Origin of the sequence: Mesorhizobium sp. M0048, assembly GCF_040323405.1 — a bacterium.
Taxonomy (GTDB): domain Bacteria; phylum Pseudomonadota; class Alphaproteobacteria; order Rhizobiales; family Rhizobiaceae; genus Mesorhizobium.
This window is the reverse complement of the sequence record NZ_JAMYUV010000001.1, coordinates 269,111-282,262: the sequence shown is the minus strand read 5'-3', so window position 1 is coordinate 282,262 and position 13,152 is coordinate 269,111. Positions and strand designations below refer to the sequence as shown.

The 13,152-nt window shown below is 62.5% G+C and carries 16 protein-coding genes; 6 read left to right on the top strand and 10 right to left on the bottom strand.

What is annotated here, in order from left to right; all coding sequences use genetic code 11:
- Positions 1 to 97: 97 nt before the first annotated feature.
- Entirely contained in the window at positions 98 to 358 is a 261-nt protein-coding gene (locus NKJ84_RS01480) for a hypothetical protein (protein WP_352505038.1), read from the top strand.
- Positions 359 to 400: 42 nt separating this feature from the next.
- Here the strand turns inward: NKJ84_RS01480 and NKJ84_RS01475 are convergent, their stop codons facing one another.
- The 4 genes from NKJ84_RS01475 to NKJ84_RS01460 form a co-directional block, all read right to left on the bottom strand.
- Positions 401 to 1,459, bottom strand: coding sequence for a dipeptidase (locus NKJ84_RS01475; RefSeq protein ID WP_352476217.1), 1,059 nt, complete (start codon positions 1,457 to 1,459; stop codon positions 401 to 403).
- Between the two features lie 186 nt (positions 1,460 to 1,645).
- Positions 1,646 to 1,945, bottom strand: a complete 300-nt coding sequence (locus NKJ84_RS01470) for a GNAT family N-acetyltransferase (protein ID WP_352505037.1) — start codon at positions 1,943 to 1,945, stop codon at positions 1,646 to 1,648.
- Entirely contained in the window at positions 1,938 to 2,573 is a 636-nt protein-coding gene (locus tag NKJ84_RS01465) for an alpha/beta hydrolase (RefSeq protein WP_352505036.1), read from the bottom strand. The genes NKJ84_RS01470 and NKJ84_RS01465 overlap by 8 nt, the downstream gene beginning before the upstream one ends.
- A gap of 10 nt (positions 2,574 to 2,583) precedes the next feature.
- Complete coding sequence (locus NKJ84_RS01460) at positions 2,584 to 3,516, bottom strand: VOC family protein (RefSeq protein WP_352476214.1); 933 nt, start codon at positions 3,514 to 3,516, stop codon at positions 2,584 to 2,586.
- A gap of 209 nt (positions 3,517 to 3,725) precedes the next feature.
- Here NKJ84_RS01460 and NKJ84_RS01455 point away from each other — a divergent pair, with 209 nt between their 5' ends.
- Complete coding sequence (locus NKJ84_RS01455; RefSeq protein ID WP_352505035.1) at positions 3,726 to 5,318, top strand: alkaline phosphatase family protein; 1,593 nt, start codon at positions 3,726 to 3,728, stop codon at positions 5,316 to 5,318.
- Between the two features lie 50 nt (positions 5,319 to 5,368).
- Here the strand turns inward: NKJ84_RS01455 and NKJ84_RS01450 are convergent, their stop codons facing one another.
- Positions 5,369 to 6,727, bottom strand: a complete 1,359-nt coding sequence (locus tag NKJ84_RS01450) for a PRC-barrel domain-containing protein (protein ID WP_352505034.1) — start codon at positions 6,725 to 6,727, stop codon at positions 5,369 to 5,371.
- A gap of 254 nt (positions 6,728 to 6,981) precedes the next feature.
- On the opposite strand from NKJ84_RS01450, the gene NKJ84_RS01445 reads away from it, so the two are divergent.
- Positions 6,982 to 7,902, top strand: coding sequence for a diacylglycerol/lipid kinase family protein (locus NKJ84_RS01445; RefSeq protein ID WP_352505033.1), 921 nt, complete (start codon positions 6,982 to 6,984; stop codon positions 7,900 to 7,902).
- Between the two features lie 58 nt (positions 7,903 to 7,960).
- Here the strand turns inward: NKJ84_RS01445 and NKJ84_RS01440 are convergent, their stop codons facing one another.
- Positions 7,961 to 8,134, bottom strand: coding sequence for a hypothetical protein (locus NKJ84_RS01440; RefSeq protein ID WP_292659198.1), 174 nt, complete (start codon positions 8,132 to 8,134; stop codon positions 7,961 to 7,963).
- Between the two features lie 146 nt (positions 8,135 to 8,280).
- Between NKJ84_RS01440 and NKJ84_RS01435 the strand changes: the two genes are divergently transcribed.
- Positions 8,281 to 9,807, top strand: coding sequence for a sensor histidine kinase (locus tag NKJ84_RS01435; RefSeq protein WP_352505032.1), 1,527 nt, complete (start codon positions 8,281 to 8,283; stop codon positions 9,805 to 9,807).
- A 56-nt stretch (positions 9,808 to 9,863) separates the two neighbouring features.
- Here the strand turns inward: NKJ84_RS01435 and NKJ84_RS01430 are convergent, their stop codons facing one another.
- The gene (locus NKJ84_RS01430; protein ID WP_352505031.1) at positions 9,864 to 10,343 is read right to left on the bottom strand and encodes a hypothetical protein; all 480 of its coding nucleotides are present in this window, start codon (positions 10,341 to 10,343) and stop codon (positions 9,864 to 9,866) included.
- Between the two features lie 10 nt (positions 10,344 to 10,353).
- Positions 10,354 to 10,680 (bottom strand): ElaB/YgaM/YqjD family protein, encoded by a 327-nt coding sequence (locus NKJ84_RS01425; RefSeq protein ID WP_352505030.1) that lies wholly within the window; start codon positions 10,678 to 10,680, stop codon positions 10,354 to 10,356.
- 283 nt (positions 10,681 to 10,963) lie between these two features.
- Here NKJ84_RS01425 and NKJ84_RS01420 point away from each other — a divergent pair, with 283 nt between their 5' ends.
- The gene (locus tag NKJ84_RS01420; RefSeq protein ID WP_502896068.1) at positions 10,964 to 11,284 is read left to right on the top strand and encodes a response regulator; all 321 of its coding nucleotides are present in this window, start codon (positions 10,964 to 10,966) and stop codon (positions 11,282 to 11,284) included.
- 29 nt (positions 11,285 to 11,313) lie between these two features.
- Here NKJ84_RS01420 and NKJ84_RS01415 read toward each other — a convergent pair whose 3' ends face one another.
- Complete coding sequence (locus tag NKJ84_RS01415) at positions 11,314 to 11,865, bottom strand: sigma-70 family RNA polymerase sigma factor (protein ID WP_023678544.1); 552 nt, start codon at positions 11,863 to 11,865, stop codon at positions 11,314 to 11,316.
- Between the two features lie 3 nt (positions 11,866 to 11,868).
- Positions 11,869 to 12,072, bottom strand: a complete 204-nt coding sequence (locus NKJ84_RS01410) for a NepR family anti-sigma factor (RefSeq protein WP_023678543.1) — start codon at positions 12,070 to 12,072, stop codon at positions 11,869 to 11,871.
- 215 nt (positions 12,073 to 12,287) lie between these two features.
- Between NKJ84_RS01410 and NKJ84_RS01405 the strand changes: the two genes are divergently transcribed.
- Complete coding sequence (locus NKJ84_RS01405; protein WP_352476204.1) at positions 12,288 to 13,082, top strand: response regulator; 795 nt, start codon at positions 12,288 to 12,290, stop codon at positions 13,080 to 13,082.
- Positions 13,083 to 13,152: the final 70 nt, after the last annotated feature.

Here is a 13,152-nt window from a genome sequence, read left to right as displayed (position 1 = left end):
CTGCAATATCAAAAGCTGCTGAAGCGTGCCAAACTGGTGCCGCGGCTGGTCATCAAGCTCGGCCGCCGCACTGCCAATCGCCTGCGGATTTCTGAATATGGCCGACGACATCGACAGTCCCGAAATCGACGCCGAAGCCGCCGAACAGTGGCAGCTGGTCAACACGCCGCTCGGCGAAAAATGGTCGGGCCGCACCCGCTATGCCGCGGCCATGTTCTTCTACAAGCGCGGCGAGATGAGCGCTGAAACGCTGGAGGTCTACCGCATTTGTGCGAGGCTGGATTCGACCGATCCGCTGCCGATCATCCGCGACCGCGGCATTGGCCAGGACTGGCTTAAACGCATGGGTTTCGAATAGTCCGCCTCCAACCTGTGTTCCGGACAAGCCGGCATCACCCGCTTAGCCGATGGTCTTCTCCAAGATGCCGAGCCAGTTGCGATAGGCGATCTTCTCGATCAGCGCGCGCCCGAAGCCGCGCGCCGCGAAAGCGTCGAGCAATCTTGGCAGGCCGGCAACGTCGCCTATCACGGCCGGGATCATAGCGCCGTCGAAATCCGAGCCCAGGCCGACGCCGTCTTCGCCCAGCGCCTGCAGCAGTGAATCGACATGGCGCACCATGATGTCGAGGCTGGTGTCGGCGTTCATCCTGCCGTCCTCACGCAGGAACCCGGTGGCGAAGTTCAGCCCGACCATGCCGCCGGAGTCGCGGATCGCGCCGAGCTGCCATTCGGTGAGGTTGCGCGAATGGCCGCAGATCGCGTGCACGTTTGAATGGGTCGCGACCAGCGGTGCGTCACTGATCTCGACGACGTCGCGGAAACCTTTTTCGTTGAGATGCGAAAGATCGATCATGATCTTCAGCTGGTTGCACGCTTTCACCAGCGCCTTACCGGCATCGGTCAGCCCCGGCCCTGTATCGGGCGACGAGGGGAAGCGGAACGGCACGCCGTGGCCGAAGGCATTGGGACGGCTCCAGACGATGCCGAGCGAGCGCAGGCCGGCTGCGTGGAGAACGTCGAGCAGGGTGAGCTCAGGGTCGATCGCCTCGACCCCTTCGATATGAAACACCGCCGCAATCGAGCCTTGCGCCATCGCCTTTCTCACATCGCCGGCGCTGCGGCAGACGGTAAGCGCCGAAGCCCGCTCCAGCCTGAACAGGATCGAGGCCATCGCTACGGTGGAGTTGAGCGCATCGGCGCGCGGAACCTCGGGCGGCAAGGGCTCGCTGTCGCTCGGCGCCAGCGGCACCGCACCGCGTTTGGATTTCTCGGCAGGCGGCGGGAAGATCGCGAACATGCCGCCGGCAAATCCGCCTTTCTTCGCGCGCGGCAGGTCGATATGGCCACCCGGCGTCCCCTCGACGAACAGCTTTTCGACGTCCGCATCCTTCGACTGGTAGAGCCTGAGCAGCGTGTCGTTGTGGCCGTCGAAGACGGGAACGAGATCGGATTCGGTCATGGGGGGCCATTCGGTTGAAGTGGTCGGGCCGCAGAAGGCGAGCCGGTTGTTGCCAATACTTAGGCAAGACGGGCGCTCTGCGCAAATCCCGCATGTTTGCCTTGTGTTTGTACGCCGCCAATGGTCGAAGGGGCACGCGGTAAAGCCGCGCACCCTTTCTCCTGTCACTCATCGAGGGGCTGTCTCTTACCGCTTCAGCACGTCCGCCCATTCCGGATGGCGGCGGAACTGAGCATTGGCGAACGGGCAAAGCGGGATGATCGTCTTGCCCGCCGCACGCCCATCCTCGACGGCACGGGTGACCAGGCGAAGTCCCGCGCCCTGGCCGCGAAATGCATCCGGCACTTCTGTATGGTCGATGATGATTTGGTGCTCGCCGATCTTGGTGAAGGTCATCTCCGCCTCGGCGCCGTCCGGCCCACGCAGGAAGTAGCGGCCCTTCGAGCCGCGGTCCTCCAGTTCAATTTCCGGCAATAGGTCAGACATGGCTTGCGGTCCTTTCATCCGACGCCACGGCGAACAACTGCCGCGCCGCCTCGATCTCGCCCGGCCGCACCTCATGGCCGCCGTCATGCCACTCGACTGTGACATCGGCGCCATCGGCGCGCAAATAGGCTTCGAGCCGCGCCGTCAAATTAGGCGGACAGATCGGGTCTCGCCTGCCGGCGGTGACCAGGATGCGGCTGCCGCCAAGGCTGCCCTTGACCTCCGGCTCGAACGGGATCAGCGGATGCATCAGCACCGTTGCGTCGAATAGCGACGGCTCGGCAAACAGCACCGAGGCCAGGATGTTGGCGCCGTTGGAATAACCGAGGCCTAGCACCGAAGATGGCTTTGCCGCCTCGACATGCGCCTTGACGAAGCCGGCCATCTTGTCCGTCGCTCGCGTGAGGTCGCCCATGTCGTAAACGCCCTCGCCGGTACGACGAAAAAAGCGTGCGGCGCCTTGTTCCGAGACATCGCCCCGCGGGGCAACGATCGTTGCTTGCGGCGCAAGATCGCGCCCAAGCGACAGAAGCTGATCCTCGTCGCCGCCAGTGCCATGGAAGACGAAGAGCAACGGTCCGCCCGGCGAACCGGGCAGCACCTTGTGAATATACGAATCCTTGCTCATAACCTTGCCCTCAGTCTTCCAGTTTCTGCAGATGCTGCTCGAGATAGGGCCGCAAATGCTGGTGTTGCGACGGCAGTTTCAGCGCCTCGCCGAGATGGGCGGTATCCTCGTCGCGGTCGAAGCCCGGCTCGTTGGTGGCGACTTCGAACAGCACGCCGCCCGGTGTGCGGAAGTAGATCGCCCAGAAATAATCGCGGTCGATCACTGGCGTCACCTGATAACCTGTATCGAGCAGCGCCTTGCGCACTTCGAGCTGCTTGGCGCGGTTCTCGACGGCGAAAGCGACATGGTGGACCGAGCCGGCGCCGAGATTGGCGAAGCCGGCCCCTGGCAGCGATTCGATATCGACCACATCGGCGCCGTTGCCGTTCTTCACCGCCAGCCGCCTGACGTTGCCGGATTTGTCGACCTCCTCATAACCCATGAATTTCAGCAGCTCTTCGGTGGCGCCGCCATCTTTCAGCCTGAGCGACACCGAGTGGAAGCCGCGGATCGCCTCGTCGGTGGGGATGCCACCCTTGGCCCATGGCGCACGGCTGTCCGCTCTGTCCTCGACCAGCGCAAACCCGTCGCCGTCGGGACCGGCAAACGCAAGACGCTTCTCGCCGAACGTCTCCTCGCGTGACAGCCCAGTGACACCTTGCTCGGCAAACCGTTTCTCCCAATAGCCGAGCGTGCCCTCGGGCACCGAATAAGCGGTGGTGCCGACTTCGCCGACTCCATGGCGGCCTTTGCCGATGTTCGGGAACGGAAAGTAGGTCATCACCGAGCCGGGCGTGCCGACCTCGTCGCCGTAATAGAGGTGGTAGACGTCGGGTGCGTCGAAATTGACGGTTTTCTTGACCCGCCGCAGGCCGAGCGTCCCTGTGAAGAATTCATTGTTCTGACGCGCATCGCTGGCCATCGAGGTGACGTGATGCAGGCCTTTGACCTGGTCGAGCATATCTGTGGCTCCCTTCCTTGTGCCGGTGCGGCGCTTGCCGCTGTCCACGCAAATATGAGCATCCGCCTCCTGGCCGCAAAGGCGGCAAACACAGAATGGACTGTGCTGTTAAAGTGAACGACGAAGCAGGTCTTGTTCACCATTCGGCAAACTGGACCGGCTTGCATACTCGCCGAAATTGCGCTCCATGAGCGACGCATGTAGCCAGCATGAGGATACAGCGGTTGAGTGGAAAACGCCCCAACATTCTCCTGATCACCTGCGACCAGTGGCGCGGCGACTGCCTGTCAGCTGCTGGCCACAAGGTGGTAAGGACGCCCAATGCCGACGCGCTGGCTGCCGAGGGCGTTTTGTTCCGGAAGCACTATGGCGGCGCCGCACCTTGCTCGCCGGCGCGCGCCTGCCTCTACACCGGCCTCTATCAGATGAACAATCGTGTCTGCCGCAACGGCACACCGCTCGACGCCCGCCACGGCAACATAGCGCTCTGGGCGCGCGCTCTCAGCTATGATCCGACGCTGTTCGGTTATACCGACACGGCGCGCGACCCGCGCACGCTGGCGCCTGGCGATCCGCAGCTGAAGAGTTGTGAAGGCGTGCTGCCGGGCTTTACCGTGCGCCAGCTTCTGCCCGAGCATCAGAGGCCCTGGCTGTCATGGCTCAAGGCGCGCGGCGTCGATGCCGGCGCCGGCTCCCCCGACATCCACCGCCCGGCGGGCGAAATCCTGGAAAACGACGGCGAGATCAGCAACGCCCCGCCAATCTATTCGAAGGACGAGACGCCGTCGGCCTTCCTGGCTGGCGAATTCATCCGCTGGCTCGGCGAGCAGGAGCACGATGCGCCGTGGTTCGCGCACCTTTCCTTCATCAGCCCCCATCCGCCCTTCATCGTGCCGGCGCCTTACAACACCATGTACGATCCGGCCGTCGGCCCAGCTTTTGACGGCGCTGAAAGCTGGCAGGCCGAAGCAGCAAGCCACCCCTATCTCGCCTATGAATCAGACCGGCAGGAACGGTCGAAATTCCGCCCCGGCTCGGAAGGTAAGGTGCGCGACTGGAGCGACGATAGTTTTCGCCGCATCCGGGCGCTCTATTACGGCATGATCTCGGAGGTCGACGCGCAGCTTGGCCGTGTCTGGCAAGCGGTCAAGGCGGCCGATGCATGGGACGACACCGTCATCGTGCTGACCTCAGACCACGCCGAGATGATGGGCGATCATTTCATGCTGGGCAAGGGCGGCTTCTTCGACGGCAGCTTCCATGTTCCGCTGATCATTCGCGATCCGCGCCGCCGCAAGGCTGCCGGCAGCAGTGTCGACCGCTTCACCGAGGCGGTCGATTTGGCACCGACCTTGCTCGAGCTCACTGGGCTCGAGCTCACCGGCGGCGAAGTGCTGCCGCATCTCGACGGCCGCTCGCTGGCGCCTTTCCTGGACGCAACGGAGCCGGACGATTGGCGCGATGCGGCGCATTGGGAGTTCGATTTCCGCTCGATCGCCGATGGTGATGCAGAACGCTATTTCGGTATCGGTCCGCGTCAGTGCAATCTCGCTGTCATCCGCACCCAAAAGTTCAAATATGTGAATTTCGGGGGCGGCCTGCCGCCCTTGCTCTTCGACCTGGAAAAAGATGCCGGCGAGCTGACCAACGTCGCTGACGACCCAGCCTATCTGCCGGTGCGGTTGGAACTTGCCGAAAGGCTGCTTGCCTGGCGGGCCGAGCATCTCGACCAATCTCTGGCGCTCGCCGAATTGACGGACAATGGCGTTGCCGGTCATGTCGCCGGCTTTCCCTCGCCATAAACAAAGCCCGCGCCTGGGCGGGCGCGGGCTTCTATCGACCTGTGTGCTGCTTAGCGCATGATCATGCGCTGTTTGTCGCGGTTTTGCGCATAGGTGGCCTTGTCATAGGGGGCCTGCGCTTCGAGCTGCTCCTTGGTGAAGTTCGTGTAGAGATAGCGCTTGCCGTTCTTGTCGGTCATGAATTTCAGGTTGTCCATGCCGACCGCCACCTCCTTCTCGCCGACACCGAGGAACCCGCCGACATCGATAATGACTGCATCGACCTTTTTATCGGCGCCCAGCACGATATCGCCGATCTCGCCGACATTGACATCGTTGGCGCCATAAACGGTGGTGCCAACCAGATCCTCGGCCCGGATCTGGCCGATCGGCATTTCAGTCAACGTCGACTTGTCGATCGACCCGGTCTTGGTCTGGTCGGCCGTTGCGGGCGCTGGGGCGTTTTGAGCCGTCTTGCCGGCCTGGTCGGCGTTGTTGGTCGTCGCGGTGTTGTTGGTCGGCGCGGTGTTGCTGGCCATCACGGTAGGCGTGACGGTAGCAGGCGCATTGGCATCGTTCGACGCAGTGGATGCCGGCGCCGGATCATAGGCCTTGCGGTTGAAGTCCGGCTGCGCCTGCAGCTCTTCCTTAGTGGTTTGCGCGACCAGCCAGCGATCGCCGTTCCTCTCGGCCCACTGCGCCTTGTCGAAATCATAGGCGACGTTCTTTTCGCCGATGCCGAGGAAGCCGCCGACGCCGATGATCAGCGATTGCGCTTTGGCTTCCTTGTTGATGACGATGTCGTTTACGTCACCGATGTTTTGGGCGTCGTCGCCGGTGCCGTTATAGACGGTCTCGCCGATGATATTGGTGGCGAGATTGCCTTCGGCGCGCTTCACTGGCTCAGCCTGCGCGGCAGGCGCTGGCGTTGTATTTTGCGCGCTGGTGGAAGCCGAAGGGGCGGCGGGTGCCGCGTTATCGGCCGAAGCTGGCGGCGGAGGCGGATCGTAAGGCTTCCGGTCGAAATCCGGCTGAGCCGTCAACTCATCCTTCGTCGTTTGCGCTATCAGCCAACGGTCGCCATTTTTTTCGGCCCATTGCATCTTCTTGTAGTCGAAAGCGACGTTTTTGGTTCCTATGCCAAGAAAACCGCCAACGCCAATGACGACGGATTTTACCTCGCCGCGCTCGTCGAAGACGATGTCGCTGACATTGCCGATATTCTGGGCATCGGCGCCGGTGCCGTTATAGACGGATTCGCCGATGATGTTGGTAGCAAGGCTGCCCTCGGCCCGTTGCACAGGAGCGGCTGGAGCAGGGTTCTCTACTGCGGGTGGCTGCGCCGGCGCCGGGGTCGTCGCTGACTGCGCAAAGGCACCCGTCGCAATCAATGTTGCGACTGCTGTCGTGGTTAAAAGGGTGCGGATCATCTTAGTGTCTCCTCGTCGGTGATTTCGTGCACGCCCTGCCCGCCTGGCGTCACTGCGGGCGCAGCGTCTTCTGCATGTTCACAACGTTGTGACCACACTGTTGTTCCGAAAAAAGCCGTGGTGCACCCGGTATGATGTCAATGGTTCTCGGATTCACCGCGCTGGTCGAAAGGAACATTTTCTCGACCGCGCCGTTCCACTCCCGGCTGGGACCCCGTCCCGGCCGGATAGGTGCTGGAAAAAATGGAACGGCCATGCGGTTTGCAGCGGTGCTGAACAAGGACGGCGGCACCCTGCGCACCATCGATCTTGAGGCCTTCGCCAGTCGGATGCGCAGCACGCTTGAGACTGCCGGCCACTCGATCGATATCGAAATCGTTGCCGGCAAGGATATCGTCGCCACGCTGGACGGCGTAGCTTCCAGGCGCGACATCGACGTCGTGCTGGCCGGCGGCGGCGACGGCACCATTTCGGCCGCGGCAGCCCGTTTGATGAATGGGGAGAAGGCACTGGCAATTCTGCCGGCTGGCACAATGAACCTTTTTGCGCGCGGCCTCGGTATTCCGCAGACCCTCGATGCGGCGCTGAAATCGTTTGCCGACGGCGGGGTGATGGCGATTGACATTGCAACAGCCAACGGCCGGCCTTTCGTGCATCAATTTTCGATCGGCATGCATGCCAGGATGGTGCAACTGCGCCAGAAGATGGAATTCGGCTCGCGGCTGGGGAAGATGCGTGCCTCGGTGCGAGCCGCTTGGGCAACGATCAACAACCCGCCGGCGATGAACGTAACGCTGACGATCGGCGAGGCCGAGATCAAAACCCGGACCACCGGTATCGGCATCACCAACAATCTGTTTGGCGAGGGCCACCTGCCCTATGCCGATGATCCGGCAGGCGGCGTGCTGGGCATCTATGTCACCGTGGCACGGCGGCGCGGCGAATTGATCAGGTTCCTCTTTGACGTCGCCCGTGGGAAATGGCGCGGCAACGAGCATGTCGAAATCCATCAGGCAAACCGCGCCGTGTTGAAAATCCATTCGACGAACAGGAAAGTTCAGGCCGTCATGGACGGCGAACTGGTAAAGCTCGATCGCGAGACGACCGTCGAAATCCATCCGCGCGCGTTGAATGTTCTCGTCCCGGCGCGCGCCGCCGAGGCAAAGGTTGCCTGACGTGGGATGCCTGATGTGGGGTTGCGTGATGCGAGCTGGCACGAGCGATGGGGAGAACCTAGCCGCTGGGCGTGTTGCCCTGTTCGGTCTTCGGCGTCTCGATCATCCAGCCGTAGATTTCGGCGACGCCCCAGGCGATAAAGGCCAGCAGCAGCGCGGCGATCAGGATACGAAGGACATGCCGACCCCGCCGCCCTTGACGGGCTTTGTTTTCAGGAATGGTTTTTGGCATTGTCTGGCTCCATATTTGGCGCCGGCAGGCGTAACTGGCGGGGCGTTGGCTGGTAACGGTCCCCCGCAGCGAAAGTTCCGGCTCTGCAAGGCGGCAAACGGGCCGGTTGGCCTGATCAATCAGCGGAGCCGGCCACTGGGGGCATAGTGGACGACAATAGCCAGAACACGCCGGGTCTGCCGGCCGATATTCGCCGTGTGGTGGGCGCCGCGGACCGTCTTGCCGTGCTGCACGGCCTCGACGCGCTGGACAGGGCTGCCGACCCTGATTTCGATCGCATCGGCGGTCTTGCCGCTTCGGCGATGCAAACGCCTGTCGCACTGATCACGCTGCTCGACGCCGAGCGGCAGTGGTTCAAGTCCTGTATCGGCCTCGACCAGACCGAAACCGCGACCGAGACATCGTTCTGTGCCTATGCCATCGCAGCCGGCAACGTGCCGATGGTGGTGGCCGACGCGGCGGCCGATCCGCGGTTCAAAGCCAATCCGCTGGTCACCGGCGAGCATCATATCCGCTTTTACGCAGGCGTGCCGATCATGATCGACGGCGCGCTGATCGGCACGCTGTGCGTGCTCGACCGGAAGCCGCACGCGCATCCCTCCTCTGTCCAGCTCGACCAGTTGTCGGCGCTGGCTGGACTCGCCGCCAGCCTGTTCACGCTGAAGGATGCAACCCGCAGCGCGGCGATCGCCAAGGCCGCATTGGTTCGAGAGGAAAAGCGGCGCGCTATCGCGCTCGACGCGGCTTCGCTTGCCAGCTGGGCATGGGATATCCGCAGCGACATGATCGACTGCGACGTCCTGCTGCCCGAATTGTTCAACCTGCCGAAGTCGAACAGGCTGAGGGCGCGCGACATCCTGACCGCCATCGACCCGCGCGACGTTCACCAGACCGAAACACGCTTTCGCGACGCGCTGACCGGCAGCGATGACTATTTTGGCGAATACCGTGTCAGAGGCCTCGATCCGCCACGATGGGTCGCAACGCGCGGCCGCGTCATAGAGCGCGACGGCGAGGGCAAGCCGACGCTGATCTTCGGCGTCAATTACGACATCACTGAACGCAAGCTAGGCGACGAACGCCAACGGCTGTTGCTGCGCGAGCTCAATCATCGCGTCAAGAACACGTTGGCAACTGTACAGGCGCTGGCCACGCAGACCGTTCGCCATGCCCGCCAGCCAAGCGAATTCCTCGGCGCCTTCAGCGCCAGGCTGCAGGCACTGGGCGTTGCGCACAGCCTGCTGTCGGACCGCGAGTGGCGCGGCATCGGCATCCGCGAGCTGGTGCAGATCGAGGTAAAGCCGTTCCAAGCCGCCGGACAATCGCGGATGGCGATCTCCGGCGCCGATGTCTTGCTCTCACCCGACCAGGCAGTCGGACTCGGGCTGATCCTGCATGAACTGGCAAGCAACGCACTGCAATACGGGTCGCTCTCGGTTTCTTCCGGAAAGGTCGATCTCGATTGGAAGGTACAAGGCAGGAAGGGTGCACGGCGTCTGTTGCTGGCCTGGCGCGAAAGCGGCGGCCCGCGGGTTGCGCCGCCCGAACGCCATGGCTTCGGCTCGATCCTGATCCGCCGCAGCCTGGCCAAGGTCATTTCCAGCGAGGTGACCCATGAATTCCGGCCGGATGGCGTGGTCGCGGAAATATCGATTCCGCTCGAAGATTTGTAACGCCGGCATTTTGCGACCGGCGCCAGAACCGTTTGCCCTGAACTATCCCCTCCGAACTATTCGGGTTTGCCGGTATCCGGATTATCCGAGCCGCGCTTCACATTCTCGCGGTAGATGGCGTAGGCAGCGAGTGCTATCGCCGGGCCGAGAATGGCGCCCAACCCGCCCTTCGCCAGGCCACCTTTGCCCTTGAGCAGCGCCGGCAGCACGGCGAGTGCCGCAGTGATGCCGATAGCCTTCATGTCGGCGTTGCGTCGCTTCGCCCGGCGCCTGGCGCGCGAGCCGGCCGACATCCGGTAGACGAGCAGGATGAGACCGGCGATTGCCAGAAAGCCGATCCCGAAGCTCAGGCAAGCTGCCATCGGCCCATAGCGGGCCGCCGCCCAGATATAGGCCGCCCCGACGAGGAACCCGAGGCCGCACAGCGCCGCGAGCGCTGCGACCGAATAGACAATCGCAGCGACGCGCACGCGTTGCACCGCCGCAATGGTTTCGCCCGAGGCAAGGCCCGAGATCAGCGATGCAAGCATTCCCATGCGTGCAGAACTAGCGGCGCGCGAGAAGCGCGAAGAGGAATCCGACGCCTGCGGCGATCGCCAGCGAAGTCACCGGTTTTTCGCGCATATGCGCTATCATCTGCGCCTCGATGTCCCTGGCGTTGGCGCGCAAGCTATCGAAAGCTGCCTCGCCCTGGGTTCGCAACTGCTCGACGCCTTCGGCGGCGGCTCGCCGCGCTGCCCCGTAGCCATGTTCGCCAGTTTTGGCCAACAGCTTGGTAAGTTGATCGATGTCGGCCTTCAATTGTGCGATGTCGGCCTCAATATCGGAATTCGTGCGGGCTTCGTTCCCGGCCTTACCTGCGGCAGTCGCCATTGCTTCACTCTCCATGATTTTGCTCGGTCGAAACGCCCGACAGACCCCAAGGTTCCGGCGCGAACCTCTTCTAACCCCATCTCCGGCAGCGCGCGTTGCAAATGCCTTGCATGGGCCGAGGCCGACGCATCCGCGCCGGCACGTCTTTTTTAAATGACAGCATGCCAAATAACGATCATGACTTCCCTCGTTTCACGATACGCATTTAAGGAGATATTGCTGCGTGCGCGCATCACTTGACGGTTTGCGGATTCTTATCCTGGAAGATGAGTTCCTGATTGCCATGGATATCGAGCAGCTTTGCCGCGACTACGGCGCGCTCAATGTGGTCATCGCCCGTGATCTGACTGAGATCGAACAGCAAGACGTTGCCGCGCAGTTCGATGTCGCCATCGTCGACCTCATGCTGAGCGGCGTTTCGACGCTCCAATTTGCTTCGCGGCTGCGTGAAGCGGGCATCCCGTTCGTCTTCGCCTCGGGCTATTCGGATACCGATGAGATCAAGAAATCCTTTCCCGGCGTCAGGCTGGTCACCAAGCCCTATTCGGGAGACGATCTCCTCGAGGCAGTGGCGGCGGCCTGCAGGCGAACGCCTCTCCGCTGAGGCGCGGAGCGGTTCGAACACGCCGCGCCTCACGCAGCCGTCGACCCGGTTACCTGAGCCGAAATTGCGTCCGGGCCATACTCGTCTTCACCGGAGATCTTCAGGATTTCCTGCAGCCGTGTGCGGGCGCGGCTGACGCGGCTCTTGATCGTTCCGACGGCGCAGCCGCAGATCTCGGCCGCTTCCTCGTAGGAGAAGCCGGACGCGCCGATGAGGATAATGGCTTCGCGCTGGTCTTCTGGCAGCAATTCGAGCGCGCCGCGAAAGTCCTCGAGGTCAAGCTGGCCGTGCTGGGCCGGGTGAACGGCAAGCCTGGCCGTCATGACGCCATCGCTGTCCTGCACCTCGCGGCCGCGCTTGCGCATCTGCGAATAGAATTCGTTGCGCAAGATCGTGAACAGCCATGCCTTCAGATTGGTGCCGGGCTGGAAGCTTTCATGCTTGTCCCAGGCCTTGACCAATGTTTCCTGCACCAGGTCGTCGGCCTTGTCGGCGTTTTGCGTCAGCGACACGGCAAAAGCCCGCAGGCTCGGGATCGAGCCGAGCAAGTCGGTCTTGAAGCCCTGGGAGACGGCCGCCATGCCTCAGTCCTTCTTTTGTACAGGTTCGGCCTTTTCCAACTGGCTGAGCAGTTGGGCGAAGCGATCCGGCACATTGTCGGAGACCAGCTCGTCGTAGTATTGTTTGAGTTTGCGGCCGATTTCCGAGTTCGGCCCAAGCGGGTCGCGGGAAGCAGCCCGGCGCCCATTGCCAACGCCACCCATGGTAGCTTTCGTCATGTTCTTCATTCGCCCTTTTGTCCCAGCCTTAAGCCGCCCTTCAACACATAACGCAAGGCAAGCGGCAGCCTCGTCTGGTTGCCCAACCCGCCCTTAAACGCCAGCCCATATACTTAGTTCCGCATGATCGGAACTTTTTCGCAGAACCTGCGTTTTCACCCTTGGGCCCTGCGAACCGTTTTTAGCTGTAACATGCATCACGTCATATGAGGGAGACGTCCAATATGAGCCTATCAGCAACCATCGCTCCGCACCTGCCGTTCCTGCGTCGCTTCTCGCGCGCTGTATCCGGATCGCAGGAGAGCGGCGACGCGCTGGTCGCCGCAATGCTCGAGGCCATCATTGCCGATGTCGACATCTTTCCGAACGCATCGAACGACCGCATCGCGCTCTACAAGGTCTTTGCCAAGCTCTTCACCTCAGTGGCCATTCGCGTTCCGCAGGAGCATGCCCAGTCGGCATGGGAACAGCGTGCCGCGGCCAATCTGAATGCAATTGCGCCTCGTCCCCGCCAAGCCTTTCTGCTGGTCGCGGTTGAAGGCTTCAGCGAAGACGAGGCGGCGGAGATTCTCGACGTCGACGAACAGGAATTCTCCGAACTTCTCGCGCAGGCGAGCAACGAGATCTCCCGCCAGGTGGCAACCGATGTGCTGATCATCGAGGATGAGCCGCTGATCGCCATGGATATCGAGGAAATGGTCGAAAGCCTCGGCCACCGCGTCGTCGGAACGGCGCGCACCCACGCCGAGGCGGTGGCGATGTTCGGCAAGACGCGGCCAAAGATGGTGCTTGCCGATATTCAGCTTGCCGACGGCAGTTCGGGCATCGCGGCCGTCAATGAGATCCTGTCGTCCACCTCGGTGCCGGTGATCTTCATCACCGCCTTTCCCGAGCGCCTGCTCACCGGCGAGCGGCCGGAACCGGCTTTCCTCGTCACCAAGCCGTTCAACCCGGATATGGTCAAGGCTCTTATCAGCCAGGCCCTGTTCTTTGACCGGCACGCGAAAGCCGCGGCATGAACAGCGGGCGGCCGAGTTGCCGCCGCCAGGGTGTGGGATAGCCACTCTTCTTGGACCCGAGGGGGCGTGA

Bases quoted from the DNA above. Each gene is read 5' to 3' on its own strand.
- NKJ84_RS01480 (WP_352505038.1), top strand. From the start codon at position 98: ATGGCCGACGACATCGACAGTCCCGAAATCGACGCCGAAGCCGCCGAA.
- NKJ84_RS01475 (WP_352476217.1), bottom strand. From the start codon at position 1,459: ATGACCGAATCCGATCTCGTTCCCGTCTTCGACGGCCACAACGACACG.
- NKJ84_RS01470 (WP_352505037.1), bottom strand. From the start codon at position 1,945: ATGTCTGACCTATTGCCGGAAATTGAACTGGAGGACCGCGGCTCGAAG.
- NKJ84_RS01465 (WP_352505036.1), bottom strand. From the start codon at position 2,573: ATGAGCAAGGATTCGTATATTCACAAGGTGCTGCCCGGTTCGCCGGGC.
- NKJ84_RS01460 (WP_352476214.1), bottom strand. From the start codon at position 3,516: ATGCTCGACCAGGTCAAAGGCCTGCATCACGTCACCTCGATGGCCAGC.
- NKJ84_RS01455 (WP_352505035.1), top strand. From the start codon at position 3,726: ATGAGGATACAGCGGTTGAGTGGAAAACGCCCCAACATTCTCCTGATC.
- NKJ84_RS01450 (WP_352505034.1), bottom strand. From the start codon at position 6,727: ATGATCCGCACCCTTTTAACCACGACAGCAGTCGCAACATTGATTGCG.
- NKJ84_RS01445 (WP_352505033.1), top strand. From the start codon at position 6,982: ATGCGGTTTGCAGCGGTGCTGAACAAGGACGGCGGCACCCTGCGCACC.
- NKJ84_RS01440 (WP_292659198.1), bottom strand. From the start codon at position 8,134: ATGCCAAAAACCATTCCTGAAAACAAAGCCCGTCAAGGGCGGCGGGGT.
- NKJ84_RS01430 (WP_352505031.1), bottom strand. From the start codon at position 10,343: ATGGGAATGCTTGCATCGCTGATCTCGGGCCTTGCCTCGGGCGAAACC.
- NKJ84_RS01425 (WP_352505030.1), bottom strand. From the start codon at position 10,680: ATGGCGACTGCCGCAGGTAAGGCCGGGAACGAAGCCCGCACGAATTCC.
- NKJ84_RS01420 (WP_502896068.1), top strand. From the start codon at position 10,964: ATGGATATCGAGCAGCTTTGCCGCGACTACGGCGCGCTCAATGTGGTC.
- NKJ84_RS01415 (WP_023678544.1), bottom strand. From the start codon at position 11,865: ATGGCGGCCGTCTCCCAGGGCTTCAAGACCGACTTGCTCGGCTCGATC.
- NKJ84_RS01410 (WP_023678543.1), bottom strand. From the start codon at position 12,072: ATGAAGAACATGACGAAAGCTACCATGGGTGGCGTTGGCAATGGGCGC.
- NKJ84_RS01405 (WP_352476204.1), top strand. From the start codon at position 12,288: ATGAGCCTATCAGCAACCATCGCTCCGCACCTGCCGTTCCTGCGTCGC.